General features: G+C 33.2%; 15 protein-coding genes and 1 pseudogene. 10 read left to right on the forward strand and 6 right to left on the reverse strand.

Annotated features, from left to right (window positions below; translation table 11 throughout):
- The coding region (locus JM172_RS22960; protein WP_214484713.1) for an S-layer homology domain-containing protein at positions 1 to 1,049 on the forward strand (1,049 nt) is incomplete at its 5' end.
- Between the two features lie 194 nt (positions 1,050 to 1,243).
- Here JM172_RS22960 and JM172_RS22965 read toward each other — a convergent pair.
- Entirely contained in the window at positions 1,244 to 1,537 is a 294-nt protein-coding gene (locus JM172_RS22965; protein WP_214484714.1) for a hypothetical protein, read from the reverse strand.
- A gap of 442 nt (positions 1,538 to 1,979) precedes the next feature.
- Here JM172_RS22965 and JM172_RS22970 point away from each other — a divergent pair, with 442 nt between their 5' ends.
- The 4 genes from JM172_RS22970 (at position 1,980) to JM172_RS22985 (ending at position 5,847) form a co-directional block, all read left to right on the forward strand.
- Entirely contained in the window at positions 1,980 to 2,360 is a 381-nt protein-coding gene (locus JM172_RS22970) for a hypothetical protein (RefSeq protein ID WP_214484715.1), read from the forward strand.
- Positions 2,361 to 2,788: 428 nt separating this feature from the next.
- Complete coding sequence (locus tag JM172_RS22975) at positions 2,789 to 3,082, forward strand: hypothetical protein (protein ID WP_214484716.1); 294 nt, start codon at positions 2,789 to 2,791, stop codon at positions 3,080 to 3,082.
- A gap of 264 nt (positions 3,083 to 3,346) precedes the next feature.
- Positions 3,347 to 4,771 carry a WD40/YVTN/BNR-like repeat-containing protein gene (locus tag JM172_RS22980; protein ID WP_214484717.1) on the forward strand — a complete coding sequence of 475 codons (1,425 nt, stop codon included), beginning with the start codon at positions 3,347 to 3,349 and terminating at the stop codon, positions 4,769 to 4,771.
- 326 nt (positions 4,772 to 5,097) lie between these two features.
- Positions 5,098 to 5,847, forward strand: coding sequence for a DUF3888 domain-containing protein (locus JM172_RS22985; RefSeq protein ID WP_214484718.1), 750 nt, complete (start codon positions 5,098 to 5,100; stop codon positions 5,845 to 5,847).
- 627 nt (positions 5,848 to 6,474) lie between these two features.
- Here JM172_RS22985 and JM172_RS22990 read toward each other — a convergent pair.
- Positions 6,475 to 7,227, reverse strand: a complete 753-nt coding sequence (locus tag JM172_RS22990) for an arylamine N-acetyltransferase family protein (protein WP_214484719.1) — start codon at positions 7,225 to 7,227, stop codon at positions 6,475 to 6,477.
- 1,009 nt (positions 7,228 to 8,236) lie between these two features.
- Between JM172_RS22990 and JM172_RS22995 the strand changes: the two genes are divergently transcribed.
- On the forward strand, positions 8,237 to 8,851 hold the full coding sequence (locus tag JM172_RS22995; RefSeq protein ID WP_214484720.1) for a class I SAM-dependent methyltransferase: 615 nt from the start codon (positions 8,237 to 8,239) through the stop codon (positions 8,849 to 8,851).
- A 167-nt stretch (positions 8,852 to 9,018) separates the two neighbouring features.
- Here JM172_RS22995 and JM172_RS25740 read toward each other — a convergent pair whose 3' ends face one another.
- Positions 9,019 to 9,102, reverse strand: coding sequence for a hypothetical protein (locus JM172_RS25740; RefSeq protein WP_483297276.1), 84 nt, complete (start codon positions 9,100 to 9,102; stop codon positions 9,019 to 9,021).
- A gap of 863 nt (positions 9,103 to 9,965) precedes the next feature.
- On the opposite strand from JM172_RS25740, the gene JM172_RS23000 reads away from it, so the two are divergent.
- Positions 9,966 to 10,610: a hydrolase gene (locus JM172_RS23000; protein ID WP_214484721.1), complete on the forward strand. Its 645-nt coding sequence runs from the start codon at positions 9,966 to 9,968 to the stop codon at positions 10,608 to 10,610.
- Between the two features lie 38 nt (positions 10,611 to 10,648).
- A complete protein-coding gene (locus JM172_RS23005; protein WP_214484722.1) occupies positions 10,649 to 10,807 on the forward strand; it encodes a hypothetical protein in 159 nt (52 codons plus the stop codon).
- A 372-nt stretch (positions 10,808 to 11,179) separates the two neighbouring features.
- Here JM172_RS23005 and JM172_RS23010 read toward each other — a convergent pair whose 3' ends face one another.
- Together JM172_RS23010 and JM172_RS23015 are read right to left on the reverse strand one after the other, a co-directional pair.
- Positions 11,180 to 12,271, reverse strand: coding sequence for a low temperature requirement protein A (locus JM172_RS23010; protein WP_214484723.1), 1,092 nt, complete (start codon positions 12,269 to 12,271; stop codon positions 11,180 to 11,182).
- A 373-nt stretch (positions 12,272 to 12,644) separates the two neighbouring features.
- Positions 12,645 to 13,250, reverse strand: coding sequence for a recombinase family protein (locus JM172_RS23015; protein ID WP_214484724.1), 606 nt, complete (start codon positions 13,248 to 13,250; stop codon positions 12,645 to 12,647).
- A gap of 237 nt (positions 13,251 to 13,487) precedes the next feature.
- Between JM172_RS23015 and JM172_RS23020 the strand changes: the two are divergent.
- Positions 13,488 to 16,511, forward strand: a pseudogene (locus JM172_RS23020) (Tn3 family transposase); the annotation flags it as partial.
- Here JM172_RS23020 and JM172_RS23025 read toward each other — a convergent pair.
- Positions 16,508 to 17,044, reverse strand: coding sequence for a YncE family protein (locus JM172_RS23025; RefSeq protein ID WP_214484726.1), 537 nt, complete (start codon positions 17,042 to 17,044; stop codon positions 16,508 to 16,510). The pseudogene JM172_RS23020 and the gene JM172_RS23025 overlap by 4 nt on opposite strands.
- Positions 17,045 to 17,327: 283 nt before the next feature.
- Between JM172_RS23025 and JM172_RS23030 the strand changes: the two genes are divergently transcribed.
- The gene (locus JM172_RS23030) at positions 17,328 to 17,876 is read left to right on the forward strand and encodes a hypothetical protein (RefSeq protein WP_214484725.1); all 549 of its coding nucleotides are present in this window, start codon (positions 17,328 to 17,330) and stop codon (positions 17,874 to 17,876) included.
- Positions 17,877 to 18,288 lie beyond the last annotated feature (412 nt).

An 18,288-nucleotide genomic window follows, 5' to 3' on the forward strand; every position in this document is an offset into this window, starting at 1 on the left:
CTGAAGTTTATATTAATGGATTAGTAGAAGAGGGTGTGATTGTACCAAGTGAATATCCTGATGGATACAATCCTAACTTAGAAATCACTAGATTAGAAATGAGTAAAATGATTGCAAGAGGGTTAGCAAAGGAAAGTTCACAATGGAAAGAAGTATTAACTGGACTTGAACAACTGGACTTTATTAACCTACCCTTTACTGACCAAAGAGAGTTAAACCAAGCTGATCAACCATACGTAGCATTAGCGAATGTTTCTGGTATAGTAAGTGGACGTTCGGATGGAACTTTTGACGCTGATGGTCTAGCAACAAGAGCTCAAGCGTCAGTCATGCTAACTCGTTATCTAGGTGCTAAAGATAAATCACCAGATTTAGATAATTTGTTAGAAACTTTTAAAGGAGAAAAATCAATCCATGATTATTCTAAAGAAGAGTTAGAGTCTTGGATTGATAAAGAAGCAGACTTGGCGAGATTGAGTGATTACTATGTTGATCATGAGCTTTTTGATTCTTTAGCTGAAGTCAATCATTGGGAACGATATCCTAACAAGTATCAAGATGAAACAGAATATATTTTGAAGGAACAACTAGCCACTGCTATAGGGTATATGGGCAAATATTTTAATCGTGATTACACAACAATTGGTGACACTTGGATAAAAGATATTCGTTATTATTATAGGGATGACGTAACTTACAATGGGGTATTCTTTTCAAGGGATGAATTGCCTCAATTGTTTAGCGAATTTGTTGAGGAAACCAAAAATAACAAAGTAATCTCAGAGAATATATTTGTTACTGATATCACAATGTACCATAGCGTGCAGGAGGGACGTCAAACTGGCAAAAGAGTAAGAGGTACACAGTACATTCGATATACTTCAGGAACGAATCTACCAGAAGGGATAGAGTTAAATAAGTGGTATGTTAGAGATCTGGATGTTCAAGTGTATTTCCCAAGAAAAACAGATACAGTTTCATGGAACACTCCTGATTGGGTATTTGAGGAAATCTTCCCAATTACCTCATATGAGGAAGTAAAACAATAGACACTAGCGAGCTGTGGCTCGCTTTGTCTATCAATATCAAACTTTCTTATTAAACAATATGGCGCTTTTCAGAAATAATTCTGAAAAGCGTCTTTTTTTATGTATTGAGAAATCTTGTTCAAATCGGGATAACCACAATGGAAGTTGTTACAAGCAAAATAAAAAAAGAGCTGTCACAGCTCACAAATGTACTTTTAGAACCATATTCTTTTTTCTGCTTTACTAATAATATCTGGGGTACTTTCTACTTTTACGACAGTTTCCTGTGTATTATTTAAATAATGGTTGTTTAGCCAATATACAAGCCCTTCTGTATTTACCAGCAGACCATTCTTTATTCCATTACGATATATCCAATATTTATGGTCATTATTTTTATCATATATCCAAGCATTAAATTGAACCTGTATTTTATCAATATTTTCTCCTACGTGAACAGGAACGAGAATATAATCTTTGTGTTGAAAATAATCTACTTCTATAATCATTAATACACTTCCTTAAATATGTTGAAAATCTTGTATGTTTACCAATGATATAATAATCTAGGTTATATATTCAAGGACTATTTAAACTCAATATTTTTATAGCCACAAATAATATTGACCTTAAGAGGAGAATACTTAAAAATAGAAACAATTAGGTAGATTTGGAACCTTTTAAGTTAATGAGAATGGATAAATTAAAAAGAGTTAAGTATTACATTGGTTTTTATAGGAGCAGAACCGACAGTTAAAATAGGTGCCTAAAGTGGAAGATGTATTGAAGTAACTGGTCCATTAAATTTAACTACATCTTGTTTCTTAACCAGGTGAGTTTTTTTGAAATAAGGCACTAAAATCTAACAAATCATGATAAACACAAAAATTATAAAATATAAATGCAATAGTATTTTTATAATAGAGGAATTAGAAATGAGATGTGATATCTATGGATGAAAAATTTGAAAAAGAATTCCAAAGTCTTTTTGACGATGATGCTATCTTGTGTGATGATTGCTTGCACAGATTTATTTGGGCTGAGATAGAGCCATTACCCAATGAGGTGATTGCAAAAATTCTTGAAGATGACGAGTATTATTATATTTGTGAATATTGCAAGGGATATAATGGAGAAGATATAGAATTTTGGAGAGATTGGGTCGGTCAGCAAAGAACAGGAGAACCCTATAAGAATTTAGATTCGTTTCGGAAGAGATTTGTTGAAGAAGCTAAAAGAAGAAGAGAGATTATTATAGAAGATGAATATTGGATAGAGTTTAAGGAATGTCATAAAAAAATTAAAGAAGAGTTCAGAAAAAAAGGTGTTTAACTACAAAAGGAAAGAATCATTTCAAATATTTTTTGAAAAAGTCAAAAACCCTCACAATCTTGCATACTCAAGATTACTTCCTGTTGACAAAGTTATAGATGCTCTAAAACAAACTAATGGTAGGTCACACTATTTTTGGCCTTATTATGAAGGGTACGAAGATTTGATTACTAATAGTTAAGGTGATAAAGTTATTCAACAATATGGCGCTTTTCAGAAACTATACTGAAAAGCGTCTTTCTTTATGTTTTGGGTAATATTGTTTAAACCAAGAACTATTAGTAACCACAATGGACAATATGTTTAGTAGACACCTTCTTTTATAGCTAGAAGGAAATAGCCTAAAACCGAAATATCATATAGAATAAAGTTAGTAGGAAATACTGGGAGGATATGTATGAACTATATTTATTTAGGAAGGGTGTAGAATGGAAAATCCAATAGCAATTGCACTAATTATTTTAACATTTACACTAATAGTAGCTTATAAGTTAAGTCATAGAAAATCGAAGAAAAAGAAATATATCATTTGGGGAATAACTACAATTGTATTGATAGCACCTTTATTATCGTGGGTTGTTTCCATTCTGTTTGCGATAAGAGTAGGAGATGGTTTTGCTGGGGTAGCGCTACTTATGGTAATGTTTCCACTTCTATTTTTGATCGGACTTGTTATTCTTCTTATTGGGATTTTCAGGAAAAGAAAAGCTGAATCTATTTAGCAGAAGGGTACTTTTATCGAAGTTCCCTTCTGAATTTCAGGTGTTTATCAACTATATCAATCTTCCACAATATGGCGCATATTAGAAATAAAGATATTTTAGGAACAAATTGTGGAATAAGGGTTATAGAGCTATAGAAAAGGATTCCCTGATAAAAGAAGTATTTTCTCCACCCTAAATAGCCATATTAATCAAATAGGATTAATGTGGCTATTTAGTTATGAAATGGTGATAATTTTGAATTTCTTTAAAAAAATCTCTTGTTTGTTAGTTGTTTTTTTAGTTTTTGTAAATTTAATAGGTCGAGAAGCAATCGCTTCAAGTGGTGAAATTACTCTAAAAGAAGCGATTAACATTGGATTCAAGAGAGCAAAAGAATGGAATGTAAACGCAACATTTACAAAAGTAAACAGTGTGGATGAAACGATGGGAGGTTCAAGAGGAGAAACAGGGAAACGTTTTAATTGGTTTGTAAACTTTATGGTGCCAGGTACAGATGAACATTTACTAATTGGTATCTCAAAAAAGAAGATTACTGTGTTTGAACCGATTAAGCAATCTAGTCAGGAACCAACAATACCTTACGATGAGATTATGTTAGATAGCTCAGATGTTCTCAAGCTAGCAAAGGATAAATACGCACTAAAACAAGGAAAAGATTGGGCAACAGGATATCATTTTATACTTGATAGTATTGATGGGATGCCCATTATAACAGTATTTGGAAATGATAAAGATAACCGTTTTACTCGAATTGCATTTAATGCCCGAAATGGAGATGTAGTCAGTGCCATTCATAAATTACCATACGGTGGAGGGTTGATATCCAAACGTAATGGTATCGAAAACGTAACAAGAAAAGGGATGGCGATTACGGGGGTTGTCGCAGGAAACAAATCTATAGTTGTATGGGGAGACGAAAAGCCAACACAATTTAGTACAACCAACAAACCCTTTATTGAATTGAGCCATAATAATGGAGAAACATGGACAGAACTACAAGCTAATAGTTATGTAACACACGCGTGGTTTGATATGGATGGTCAATTGTATACTGCAACTGAAAAAGAATTAAGGTCAGGTATTACATCAAAAAGTAAAGGAACGAAAATTCTATCTTTAGCCGACATGATCCAGAACATCGATTATTCAATCAACAACAATATAGTTGTGATTTCGAATGGGGATATTTACTATACAACCGATCAAGGGCAAAGTTGGGAACAAGCTATAGTTCCTAAACCATTATATGTAGTTCAAATCTCGGATAATGGTGATTTGATAGGATTCACAGAAGAAAGGAAAATTTTAAAAAAGACAAATGATGGTTGGAACGAGATAACCATGCCAAATAGTGACGATGTACCATATGATATGAAAGTGGTTAACAATAAGATATTTATTACCACACAAAGTGGAATTTGGATCCTAAATCTTCGAGAAGAAAATTGGAGAAAAGTTCATGTTGATGAAAGGGTAGTTAAACTTATAAAAAAAGGAGTGAAGTTATTCGGAATCACACAGAGAGGTGAAGCTATTTATTCCATTAACACGAAAGTTGAAAAAACACCTAAAAAAATGTCTGATGCGAGAGATTTTATTTTTTGGGATGTGGATATCATGAAAGGTACACTATGGATTGCAACTATACCAGATTATTCGTGGGAAGGAATGACAATTCTGCATTAGGAACGATAGCAATTTCAAGTATATCCATGAAGAAAATATAATGTAAAAATTTCACTTAAACTAATGGATGCTATAGTTAATTAAATGCGAGTCAACATCCTCAACCTTTGATCGGTTGAGGATGTTGCACAATTTGTCTTATTTCAAGTCTTTAAGAACCTGGCACTTGAATTGAAAAAACATAGTTTTGTTTTGGTCCGTTCATAGAATACTGTGTTCTTTTATTGTAAAATACCCTCAATTTCACACAACTAATATTCGAATAAATCTTTTATGAAATTATGAGAAAAATAAAATACTAAAGTAAACAATAGGTAGGTTAGAATATGAACAAAACTTTATTAATCCTGTTTATTAGTTTATTGCTATTTAATGTTCAACCTAATGTGATTAAATCAAGTCAAAATGAATTAGATAACAAACTATTATCTGATACATTAATCACTATGCTCAATCCATATATTTCAGAGGAAGTTGCTAAACATTACGGTTATTATAAATTATACGGCCTGTACGATGTTGAAATTATAAACTTAACTAGAGAAAGTGAAGGGAGTTATTCTTTTAAAGTTACCGTTCAAGTCAAAACATTTGAGCATGCACATAATTCACCCTTTGGTGAGGAAACCATAACTTTTGAAATAAATCCATCTAGTGTAAAAACTATTAACTTTATTCATAAGGGGGATAAAGAAGAAAAAAAAGTGAATTATTTTTACAAGGAAGTTTTGTCTGATATTCAGACAACATTCAATTTAAATTTGAAATCCTTTTCGAAATATAACTATAAACAATTGCAATATATGACAGAAAAACAAAAAGAATATCAATCCCTTTTAGACATTGTTAAAAATATAAAAGTAAACATATTAAACCCTAATATAGAACCACCATATAAAAATGTCATAGATCCAGTCACTTTTGTAACAGGTAATAAAGCATTCATTATATTTAAAATATCTGATGGAACAAATATAATTTATGAAGTGATTAGAAAAAATGATTTATGGGAAGTTGTACAGAAAGAAAGAAAAAAGGGAAAAAAGATGAAAAATGAACTAATTTGGTATATGTAATTAATCAGTTAATAAGAAGTGACTAAAAAAGTGCAATGAAAAATTTAGGATCACTAAGTTAGGGAACTCTAAAATAAGGTGTTGTATATGAATAGATTCTTTATTTTAATAATAGTTGGTTCCCGCTTGGAGAGGGAAAATACAATACGGGGCTTCAAAAGCTGGTATCTATGAAAAATGGTTTGATAAGACTTGGGTCTGAAAAATATTGATAAAGCTCTTAAGAAAGCATAAAACTATTTAGGTTACTTGAAGAAGAGTGGGTAATAATGCTGTAGACAAGATTTGATTATGGATGTTTTTGCTCATCCCCCGAAATAGTCCATTAGAAAGCAGCAACCCTTATTTTTAATAAAAGTTGCTACAAGTATAAACTGTTAAAGGGTGCCTTTGCCCATCCCCCTCGAAAAGGTGAATTAAGAGATTTTCCGAAAAACAAATGTTAGGGAACAATAATGAGCCATCTTTTTTAAATGAACGATCATGAATAATTATAGGAATATTGTAAAGACTGAAAAATTAGAATTTACAACATCAAGAATACTTTAATACCAAATCGCCCGTTTTAAATTTAAAGAAGTATCAATTCTTGTTCTTCACAGAACAACTCATCTCTTCAATCTCATTTTAAGCATTCAACAAATTGATTCCAAACAATTCCTGCAAAATAACGTTACGTTCCTCAAGAAGATATTCTCGTTTTGTTTTTTGACCATTTATTGTTGTAATGACTTCATGATCGGTAAGTGTTATTCTTCCTGTCGCATTTCCTTTTGTGACGATTATTTTTTTGGTATAATGTGACGCTGGACTTTGATTCAATTGGCATGCTTCTTCAAAGAATAAATACTCACGGGCTTCCGTGTTGAATCGGAATTTCGTCAGCCAGTCGTCAGAATCTATCTTTTGCAAATCATAAAATAACTCATTAACACGTTCAATTCTATAGGTTCCACCTATATCTTCGACCTCTTCCCCGTCTAAAGGAATAGGTGAATGGCTAAAGTCTCCAAAACCCACATCAACTAAATACTCTCTCTCATTTATTGTAACAATGTTGCTTAAATGAGTGTTCTGTAAATACCATTCATTCTTGTTTTTAGCTACCGTCGCTGAAATCCTCTTCACTTCATACCCAAGTCTTGTAAGCAACCAATGGAATAGGCCATTCAATTCATAACAAAAACCTCCCCGTCGATTTATTACAACTTTACGGTATATTTGCTCAAGATCTAGCTTGATGGGTATCCTACGAATGACGTCTAAATTTTCAAATGGAATATTATATATATTCTGTTTGATCAGAAGTTGTAAATCCTTCATTTGATCACCTGAAAGGGAATCTACCTTAATCCTTTCTAGGTATTCTGTAATATCCATATACTCTCTCCCCTTTGATCTCTTTGTTATATCTCAGTAACTTTCGTTTTTGAAATTCACCAATGATTCCCAATATAACGAGTACGGTTCCAACCAATCCATAAAAACCCTACCAACACCCACAAGACTAATATTGTTTAAAAGCGGAAAATAAAATCAGTGGAACAACTGGGTACTTTCAGTACTGAACCTTATAACCAGAATGAGAAATCGCATGATAAAAGGGTGATCGTAAAACGATAGGGAATATATTTAAGGGTGAACCAACACCGACAACACTCTTTACAAATTGAAAGCTGAGACCGTCTATTACGGAAAGGTAACCCCTGATAACATAACTAGAGCTTTCGTCTAACTCATGATTGCTTCCGATTTACAACTCTTATGATGTCATTTTAATTGATATACCTTCTTACTACATCAGCTATTATACTGAAGTACTCTACAACTTTTGTAGGAGATTGATTATTGAAAAATATCCTTATAATGACCAGCGCCTTTTCTCCATATAATTAGACCAAACCTACCAAACAGCGGAAACGCTTTAAACCTTAAGAAACGTTAAGGAGATAATACGTAATTAAAGGAAACAGACTCTTTTCTTCAAGAACGGCACCAAAGATCAACTACACTAAAAATGGACATCTATATACGCCCTTTTTGATTAATTTATTGGTTGTGAGTCAACTTTTACTTGTGGATACCGACAAAAAGGTCATTATTAATATTGAAATACGCTGGAGTGTTTTTCAGTGTATATTCGAGTAAATTATCTTCTGAAAATGGTTCTACTGACATATAACTTTCGTTCCTTCTCCCATCTAAATAACTGAGATAATCCAAGGAGATTTTCTATTTGTTAAATTACTTTTGAAGTAAGTGTCAATAAGACTAAAATACTCGTATTAGATGATGAAAAAGTAATATTTGAAGTATTGGAATCATATTTTGGAGGGTATAAATTATTCACTTTGAGATAATAGATGGTTACTCCAAGGAGAGATTTGATATGGATAAGAAATTAACCGAAACGATTAGGAAGCGTTTTAATCGAGTGTCAGGGATATACGACTCCATGAATAAGATGATTAAGGAGAGTTGGAGGAAGGATCTACTCAAAAATGTAAAAGGAAATGTTCTAGAAGTAGGTATTGGTACTGGTTTGAATTTTCCATTTTATCCTAACGATATTCATTTGACAGGCATAGATTTTAGTTCAGGTATGCTGAAGCATGCAAGGAAAAAGGTAAATACTCATACTCTATCCTATCAAATAAATCTTATTGAAATGGATGCGCAACAGATGGACTTTCCTGACAATACCTTTGATTATGTCGTAGCTACTTGTGTTTATTGCTCTATACCTGACCCTGTAAAAGGACTAAAAGAAATGGGCAGAGTCTGTAAATCGGATGGAAAAATTATTATGTTGGAACATATGAGAAGTGAGAATGAAGTAGTAGGTAAGATGATGGATATATTAAATCCTATTATGGTTAATATGGGGGGAGCAAATATTAACCGAAAAACATTGGATAATATAAATAAGGCAGGATTAATGATTGAGCAGAAAGAGGATTTATTTTATAGCATTATGAGAAAATTGATAGTTACACCTAAGTAAACGTCAAATAATCCCCCACCTTACTAAAGGTGAGGATATCATTTATAATTTAATTGTTCTTATTAAACACTCTACATGCCAATAGGAGAGTCGTTACCCATAGACACTGAAAGCCACTCCATAGTAGGAAATGGGGAAGGGATAGGCTTGCTTTCAATTTTCTTTAACTAATACTTAAACTGATGAAATGAAACTTGTTTTGCATCGCACCATCTCGATTGAGTCCATCCACTTTCTCTATAATTGGTAATTCTAGCTTCCCATTACTTTTGTAATTCAGGGTTTTGTGTTCGAGATACAAAAAAACCTCCTCAACTATTGTTTTAAAGAGATTATTTTATAGGAATGATAATAATTCATAGGTGAGAACTATTTGACGCTTACCTATTAAACAGCTATAGAACTATTTCCTTTCATGATTTTTATTACTCCAAAAGCTAGCATTGTAAATTAAAAGTGAACATTATGTAATAACCTTACAATAAAGAAAAAAAATAACTTTAGTCTTATTTTCTTATCAAAATCTCTAATAAGATATTTTATGGAAAATAATAAGTGGTGGTTATGGATATAAAAAATAGGTGTATCCCGTATAATGATTATTTTTCTTATATTGATAAGTCTATTGGAGGATGTTCAAAAGTCGGAGAAAAGTGACTCTCGAATAACTATATTGGCTCGCTTTTCTGTCCTCAGACCCTAAAAATGTACATACCGGTGCTCAAAGCTACGCTGCCTTGTTCTTCTCCATGCTTTTTGAACACATACTATTAGTAACTCCTTTCAATTTAGATTGTTTCGAAGCTTCCAGTTATTGTGTAGGAGAACTGAACATCCTTGTGATTGGTAATGAGTTTTTTCCATAAAAATAAATAAAAGGTAAATAATGGTTGACAATAGATGAATACAATTATATAATTATCTCGTATTAAAGATATTGTTATTCGAGATAATAACTTTTAAGTTTATGTTCATTCCTTGAAGTGAACCTTAAAGTTTAAGATTTTGGAGAATAATATCTTTTACAATACGACGTTTAATAAAAAGTTCGTCTATTAAACGATAAGACCAGATTGTTAAACAAAACTAAAGTATTTTAAGGAGGAGAATGAGTATGAGTAACCAGAAATCAACCTTTATTGATCCAAATGATGCTGTTTTACTTCTTATTGACCATCAAAGTGGACTATTCCAAACAGTCAAGGATATTGATGTTCCAACACTCAGAAGAAATGTCTTAGCTCTTACCAAGTTAGCACAGATTGCGGATATACCAGTAATCACAACAGCTTCAGTTCCAGAAGGACCTAATGGCCCTCTTATTCCTGAGGTTAGCAATATTCCTAATGCAACCTATGTACCACGAAACGGAGAAATAAATTCTTGGGATAACCCTAATTTTGTGAAAACTGTAGAGGAAACTGGAAGGAAAACACTTATAATTGCTGGGACATGGACTAGTGTTTGTATGGCGTTTCCAACATTAAGCGCATTAGCTGAGGGTTATGCAGTGTATGATATTATAGATGCATCTGGTACAACAAGTAATATGTCAAAGGACATCACATTGGCTCGTATGGTTCAAGCTGGCGCTGTTCCAGTAGATACTATGTCTGTAGTCTCTGAAGTCCAAAGAACTTGGAATCGATCAGATGCGGAAGAGTTTGCTTCCCTTTATGCAGAACTAGTTCCAAATTATGGTCTGCTAATTGAGAGCTATGGAACCGCGTATGGAGAAGGTAAAAAAACAAATAAGTAAGTAATTGATTTAACCTTATTCAAAAAGGGGGGAACAATATGAAAACAACCAAAAAACTTGTGTCTGTAGCTATCCTATTTAGTTTTTTACTAGGGGCTGGATTCAGTGCTAGTGCTGCTATTTCACCTGATGAGTGTACAAATTCAATTGGAAATTCAATTGGACTAATGGGTTGCGGTGGTGGAGGTCGAGAGTAAAGGACTTCTAGATTATCAGAAGAACATTAGGCTCCCTTTATACTGATTTAAATTTGTGGATTTATTAATGTTAAAACAAAAAACAGTCCTACATTGTTATGTTGGGCTGTTTTTCTTATTTGTCAATTTTGATATAGCTTATTTTATTCAGTTACTAGACTTATGTGCTCCTTATTTTAATGTTTGAACAGCAATAAAGCTAGTGTACACCCGTACATAAATAATTAAGGAGTTCATCATTAGATTTACCTTCAATTCCCTCCCATTCTACAGTCTCGAATGCTTCCTACATTTCCCAATACATGTAAGCTAATTGTATGTCCCTATCTTATATCAATTGATTATGAAGCGAAACGTTACATCTAAAGGTATTCATGTTGTCGTGAGTTTCGTGTAAATGATAAAGAACAAGGCAAGCTCTGCCATGATTACAACATTTGGTATAATAAATATCAAATCAATGATAAAAAAGAATGATAGTATTCCTAAAAAGAGTCCTAAATGATAAACCTTCAATCGATTATGCTTAAACCTATATAGATGGAACACTAAAGTTGTTGCAAAGAAATAGAGTAATACTGAAATAAATACAAAAACTAACATAAAAAGGTACTTTACTTCATGTAAGAACATTAATTGGATGGATGCGGCAATCAGACTTAACGACGTATAAATAATCAAATGCCCATAAATAATTGACTGACCTGCTGTTTGTATCGACTTATCAACTTTTTTGTCCATATTATCGAAATATTGCCACCACATTGCTATTATGGTAATGAAAGAAATGGTTGAAAACGCTATCGAATTCCAGTCTCCCTCTTGTGGGCGTAATACTGCTAGTGTACTGACGATTGATTCACCGAAAAGAATAATGGTGAACAATCCAAAACGTTCTAGTAAATGTGCTATATTAGTAGGTGATTTAATCAAGTACTTTCTACCTAATAAAGGCACAATGATATCGACAATTATTCCAGCATAAAAAATTGCATATCTGACCCAGGATTCAAAAAAGATCGATAAGGTTGAAAGTATGATTCCGGCCCAAAAGTATTTCCCTAAATATTGTGCAACTTTTTTTCTATCTCCTTTTTCAATGCGCTGTACAACCAGGTATTGCATAGTTGTCAATACCCTTAGTCCTATATAGCCAATAAAAAAGGAGAGATAATATTTGTCAAAATCAACAGATAAGCTAGAAATCATAATAAGTGCAAAGAACATTTGTATAATCATAAAAACCCGTTGATGTAAAAAATCATATCCGAACCGATTAATAAACAATGTCTGGCCGACCCAAGCCCACCAAATTGGAATGATCATTAATATGAACTTAAATATGTATTCTGCATGAATATATCCATTTTCAACATGAAGTAATACATGAGTTGCTGTCGCAATAGCTGCTACGAACACTAAATCATAAAAAAGTTCTAACCAAGTTACTTTTTTTTCGTTCAAATTTTCAACCCCTTTACTTTATAATTGGTTATAATACGATAACACTTATACAAAAAGATGTATAGATTAAAAACCCTTTCATTAATAATATAGTCTCTCGGAAATTAACTTTCCATAAGCCTTCCAACGGCTTTTTCAATATAAATGTGAAATCATTATTACAATTTTTTATTTAGCGGCCCGTTACAGAAATTAGTATTAGTATTGTGACTTACAAATTCAAAAACATAGAAGTAGTAGTTTGTATAGACGTATATATAAAGTCAATCCACATTGGGTATTTTTTTCACACCCCCCCGAAAAGGTTTATTAAGAAAAAAGTAACCCTTATATTTAACAAAAGCTGTTACAAGTATTTACTCATTACAAACTGTTAAAGATTCGACTCGTATTCTTTTACTCTTCTGTAAAACGTGTTATTTTTCATACCTACTATTTTCATAGCTTCAACGGCAGTTATTTTATTTTGTTTCCATTCAGAATAGACCGATTTAAATTCTTCATTAATCTCAATTTTCTTCCTGCCGAATTTAACCCCATTCTGCATAGCAACTCGAATTCCTTCTTCTTGCCTTTCTTTTATTCTTTTACGTTCATCTTCTGCCATATAACTTAATAATTGCAGTATTAAGTCAGAGATTAATGATTCAATACCATTCAAATCCTTATATTTCAGGGTATTAAGGAGAGGCATTTCTAGAACAACAATTTCTATTTTTTTTACCTTTATTAAATCCTGCCACTCATCTAATATCATTTGTTTATTTCGTCCTAGTCTATCAAGTGACTTGATATATAAAATATCTCCTGCCCTAAACATACGCTTCATCAATTGATATTCTGGTCTTTTAAAATCTTTTCCACTCGCTTTTTCTATAAATATATATTCTTCAGAAATGCCTATCTCTTTAGCAGCAGAAATTTGTCTTTCCAAAGTTTGGTCTTTGCTACTAACCCTAGCATAAAAAAATCTCCGCATAGTTACCAGTTACCTCCTGAAATTTACTTACGGTTTGTTTCATAATATCTATCAAACCTGTAATTCTATTATATGTATATTTCAAAACCTATACAATATTATTGACACGTTTCAAATTTCATTATGTTATAATTATGACATATAAAAAGTATGATTAATAGACTCTTTCAAATAGCATACTTTTTGAAAGGTTTTTAGGAAAGTAGAGGATGATTCTTATCACAGGAAAGGGTACATATGGATATCGAAAAAAATACAATAAACCAAAAACGATTAAAAATTCTAAGTGAGGATGAAATAAACACTATTTACGATAGACCGACCTTCACTTACGAAGATCGATCTCAGTATTTTTCCCTCTCTGAGCCAGAGAAGGAATTGTTAGATACATTACGTTCTGCAAAATCCAAGGTCTACTTCATCTTACAACTAGGTTATTTTAGAGCTAAACATTTATTTTTTTCATTTGACTTTCATGAAGTAGATGAGGATGTACAGTATGTTCTAAAGGAACATTTAAACAACAATCAAATCGATGGTCTAGGTTCAATTGGAATTGGTAGGGGCACTCGATTTAAACAGCAACACTTGATCCTTAAGCTATTTAATTATCGAAGTTGCAATGTTGAAGAACGGCAAAGGATAGAGATAAAGGCTCGTAAGGCAGCAACGTTTTACGGGAAACCTATTTATATCTTTCGTGAAATTATGAATTATTTGTCTGAAAACCGTATTATTGTTCCAAGCTATAGTTCTATGCAAGATATTATTGGAAAAGCAATCACAGATGAGCAAAATCGGTTAATAACATCCATGCAAAACCATCTTAAACAGATAGATATCAAATCCTTAGATCGATTACTGGAAGATTCCTCAGGGTTGTATGAAGTTACACTATTGAAGCACGAGCCGAAAGATTTTAGTGCCACTGAAATAAAACGCGAAATGGATCGTGGTAAACAAATACAACATTTGTATTACCGCGCTCTAGAATTATTACCAAAGATATGTATTTCTAACGAAAGTATCAAATACTATGCTTCATTGGTGAGTTATTACTCCGTCTACAAACTCAAAAGATTTAATGAATGGATTGTTTATGTTTATTTGTTATGTTTTGTATATCATCGTTACCAACGTATGAATGACAATCTAATTAACAGCTTCATCTATAGTGTAAGAGGTTATATAGATGAAGCTAAACTAGCAGCAAAAGAACGCGTTTATGACTGCTATACAGAGAGTAATCAAAACATGAAAAAAGCAGCAGAATTACTCAAAATATTTACGGATAATCATATTCCTGCTACTACTCCCTTCAAGGATATCCAAGATCGTGCATTTTCTATTTTGGAACGTCAGAAACTAGAAACCATGGCAAATCAGATCGCTACTACTAATATAAAGTACGATGAAACTGCGTTCCAATGGGAACATATTGATCACATAGCACGACGATTCAAACGATATTTAAGGCCCATATTTCTGCAAATTGATTTTGTAGCTCCTTCACCGAAGGATCCTTTGATTAAAGCCGTTCATTTTATGAAGGCTGCTTTTACTAAGAATAAATCGTTGGGTCAATATCGCTCTGAACACTTACCAAAGCATTTCATATCAGATGGCTGGAAGCGTTACATTTATCAACAAAAAACAATCTTAGTAGATCGCTATGAATTTTTAGTCTATCGTCTCCTACGTAATCGTCTGGAAGCGGGGGATATTTTTTGCCGTGATAGTATCAGATTTCGTAGTTTTGAGGATGATCTCATCAATGATATCCAATGGCAACAAAAAGAAGCGTTGATGACTGATACGGGTCTAACGATTTTTAATCAACCTATTCATAGCCATTTAGAGGAGCTTAAGCAAAAACTAGAAAATCGAATTAATAAGGTGAACCAAAGCATTTCATCTGGGGAAAATGAACATCTTCAAATCAAAAAAAGAGGTTTACATACCCGTTGGGCATTACCTTATACTCGAGACACAGAGTCCTTTAATCACTCATTTTACGATACTTTAAGGCAAATGGACATTAGAAGTGTCTTGTATTTTGTTAATCAACACTGTCGATTCCTTGACTCGTTTGAACATATCTTAGGACGTTATGCCAAACAGAACAAAGATGATCAAATCCTTGTTGCCTGCCTGATTGCTTGGGGAACCAATATGGGGTTAGGGAGAATGGGGGAAATTTCGGATATTAGCTACTCGTTACTAGCTGCTACATCGGATAACTTTATTCGTCTAGAGACTTTAAAAGAAGCCAATGATTGTATCAGTAATGCTATATCTAAGCTACCAATCTTTAAACATTATGACATTGGTGAGGCTATTCATTCTAGTAGTGATGGTCAGAAAGTCGAGACTCGAATCCATACAATTAATTCTCGTCATTCCCCTAAATACTTTGGTCTTGGCAAAGGGCTTGTTTCCTATACAATGGTTGCTAACCATATTCCTGTCAATGCTCGAATCATTGGGGCCAATGAGCATGAAAGTCATTATGTATTCGACATCCTTTACAATAACACAACTAATATCCAACCTGACATACATTCTACCGATACACACGGAACGAATGAAGTGAATTTTGCGATTCTTCACGCTTTTGGTTACCAGTTTGCACCACGTTACAAGGATATTCATGATAAAGTCAACAAATCTCTTTACGGATTCAAACATCCAAGTCAATATGGAGATAAATTAATTAAGCCAGTCCGCAAGATTAATACAAATCTCATCATAGAAGAATGGGAAAATATTCAGCGTATTGTACTATCTCTTGCAGTAAAAACAACAACACAGAACATTATAATTGGTAAACTAAGTGCTTATGCACGAAAGAACAAAACCAAACGTGCTTTATGGGAATACGATAACATTATAAAAAGTCTATATTTCTTGAATTATATTGATTCTGCCCCTTTACGCCGTAATGTACAAAAGGCGTTAAATCGAGGAGAAAGCTATCATAAGTTACGTAAAGCAATATCCTATGCTAATTTTGGGAAATTACGTTTTAAAAATGAAAATGATCAGCATATCTGGGGGGAATGCAGCCGATTATTAGCCAATTGTATTATTTATTACAATGCCAGTATTTTATCTAATATGTTGGTTTACAGAGAAACAAAGGGATTGGATTCAGATGTTATGAAACAAATTTCTCCCGTTGCATGGCAACATGTTAACTTTTATGGACGTTACGAGTTTAACAATCAGCAAGAGTATGTTGATATGGATGCTCTTATTCAACCGTACAGCAACTTTCCATCTGGTGTGAACGCCATGCCAACAGGGAAATCTAAATTACCAACTTGGATAGTAGCAATCACCCTATGCGTTTTCACATCGATGACCGATACCGTTCCGGTACTTTGGGGATCTCCAAGATTTACGACATAAGCCAATTTGCCATCAGGCGTGAAGGACACATCAAATGAAAACTCTCCAACCGGCACCGTAGCAATCACCCTGTGCGTTTTCACATCGATGACCGATACCGTTCCAAGATTTACGACATAAGCCAATTTGCCATCAGGCATGAAGGACACAGCAATTGAATCCTCTCCAACCGGCACAGTAGCAATCACCCTATGCGTTTTCGTATCAATCACAGAAACATCATTTGAAGAACTATTTACGACATAAGCCAATTTGCCATCAGGCGTGAAGGACACATCACGTGAATTCACTCCAACCGGCACAGTAGCAATCACACTATGCGTTTTCGTATCAATCACCGACACATCACCAGAATTTCTATTTACGACATAAGCCAAAGCCATAATAAACCACCCACTTCATCATTTATTGTTAATTTAATATATGAACGAAGGTGGAGGTTTAAGCTTTTGATTACAAATAAGTGAGATATCCAAAATGTGCATAGTGTTGAATATGTTATGCAAAACTAGTTGACATAATGATAACTATAGGAACTTATTTGAAAATGCAAAATTAACATAGACTTCAGTCCATTTTAGTCACATTATATATGTTAGTCCAACCTTTTATAGCAAATAACCATACATATAAAGTAAAAACAATTATAGAAGGTGAAGATAACTAATGAAAGATAAAGATTGTAAATGTAGAGTTGTCCCACCACCTCCACAAGGGCCACAGGGACCGCTGGGAAAACAGGGACCTCAAGGGCCACAAGGACCAATGGGAATTCCAGGGATGCCTGGTAGTGCGTTAGGGTTTTGTGAAATTTTCCGTAATCCCAATGCTATGACGATATTTCCATCCTCCGGTGATATTGTCCTATTTGATAGCGAAGGACCATGTCAAGGTGGTTTTGAGGTTACAGGGGGAGGAACTTCCATTATGGTCCCTGCTACAGGAGTTTATCAAATGTCATATGCTATAAATGTAGGATTAGACCCAGGGGATGGGTTGATATTTGAGATGAATTCAAATTTTTTAGGTAACCTTGATAAATCTGAAACGTTTGACCGAAGCGATGGTGCTGGTAATACGACAGATCAACGTGTAGCATCAACTACTATACTTCAAAGTCTTACAGCGGGTGATGAAATTTCAGTTGAGGCAGTAACTGTATTTAATAGCCCATCATATATAAAAGCAGTTCTGACTATAATTAGATACACATAATAAATTGTTAGGCACTCTTAACAAAGAGTGCCTTTGTATAAAGTTGTATACCATATTCAATTCTAGTTTACATAATCGTAAATATAAGAACCATCACACTTTTGTAAACATTGATATAACAGTGTTTTCTAGAATTAAAATTTTATCGAATATACATGATTTTACACATTGTTAATTAACCAAAGTTCTTTTCATACAAGTTATATTTATTTCCAACATTGCTTGTATAAAAAGTTATTGCTAAGATGAATTTTATTAAACTCAATTTGAGTTGTGTTTACTAATTAGATGTTATTCAACAATATGGCGCGATGATATAATATCATTGCGTTTTGTTTGATTAAATTATGATGTAACTGTTAATAGATATTTAGCATGGAGGGAAATATGAGAAATAGAGGCTCGGTAGTTT

The sequence above is a fragment of the Bacillus sp. SM2101 genome, assembly GCF_018588585.1.
GTDB classification, from domain to species: domain Bacteria; phylum Bacillota; class Bacilli; order Bacillales; family SM2101; genus Nanhaiella; species Nanhaiella sioensis.

Excerpts from the sequence above, each read along its gene's own strand:
- JM172_RS22970 (WP_214484715.1), top strand. The coding sequence starts at position 1,980 with ATGGATGAAAAATTTGAAAAAGAATTCCAAAGTCTTTTTGACGATGAT.
- JM172_RS22965 (WP_214484714.1), bottom strand. The coding sequence starts at position 1,537 with ATGATTATAGAAGTAGATTATTTTCAACACAAAGATTATATTCTCGTT.
- JM172_RS23025 (WP_214484726.1), bottom strand. The coding sequence starts at position 17,044 with ATGGCTTTGGCTTATGTCGTAAATAGAAATTCTGGTGATGTGTCGGTG.
- JM172_RS22985 (WP_214484718.1), top strand. The coding sequence starts at position 5,098 with ATGAACAAAACTTTATTAATCCTGTTTATTAGTTTATTGCTATTTAAT.
- JM172_RS22990 (WP_214484719.1), bottom strand. The coding sequence starts at position 7,227 with ATGGATATTACAGAATACCTAGAAAGGATTAAGGTAGATTCCCTTTCA.
- JM172_RS22975 (WP_214484716.1), top strand. The coding sequence starts at position 2,789 with ATGGAAAATCCAATAGCAATTGCACTAATTATTTTAACATTTACACTA.
- JM172_RS23030 (WP_214484725.1), top strand. The coding sequence starts at position 17,328 with ATGAAAGATAAAGATTGTAAATGTAGAGTTGTCCCACCACCTCCACAA.
- JM172_RS23000 (WP_214484721.1), top strand. The coding sequence starts at position 9,966 with ATGAGTAACCAGAAATCAACCTTTATTGATCCAAATGATGCTGTTTTA.
- JM172_RS23005 (WP_214484722.1), top strand. The coding sequence starts at position 10,649 with ATGAAAACAACCAAAAAACTTGTGTCTGTAGCTATCCTATTTAGTTTT.
- JM172_RS22995 (WP_214484720.1), top strand. The coding sequence starts at position 8,237 with ATGGATAAGAAATTAACCGAAACGATTAGGAAGCGTTTTAATCGAGTG.
- JM172_RS23015 (WP_214484724.1), bottom strand. The coding sequence starts at position 13,250 with ATGCGGAGATTTTTTTATGCTAGGGTTAGTAGCAAAGACCAAACTTTG.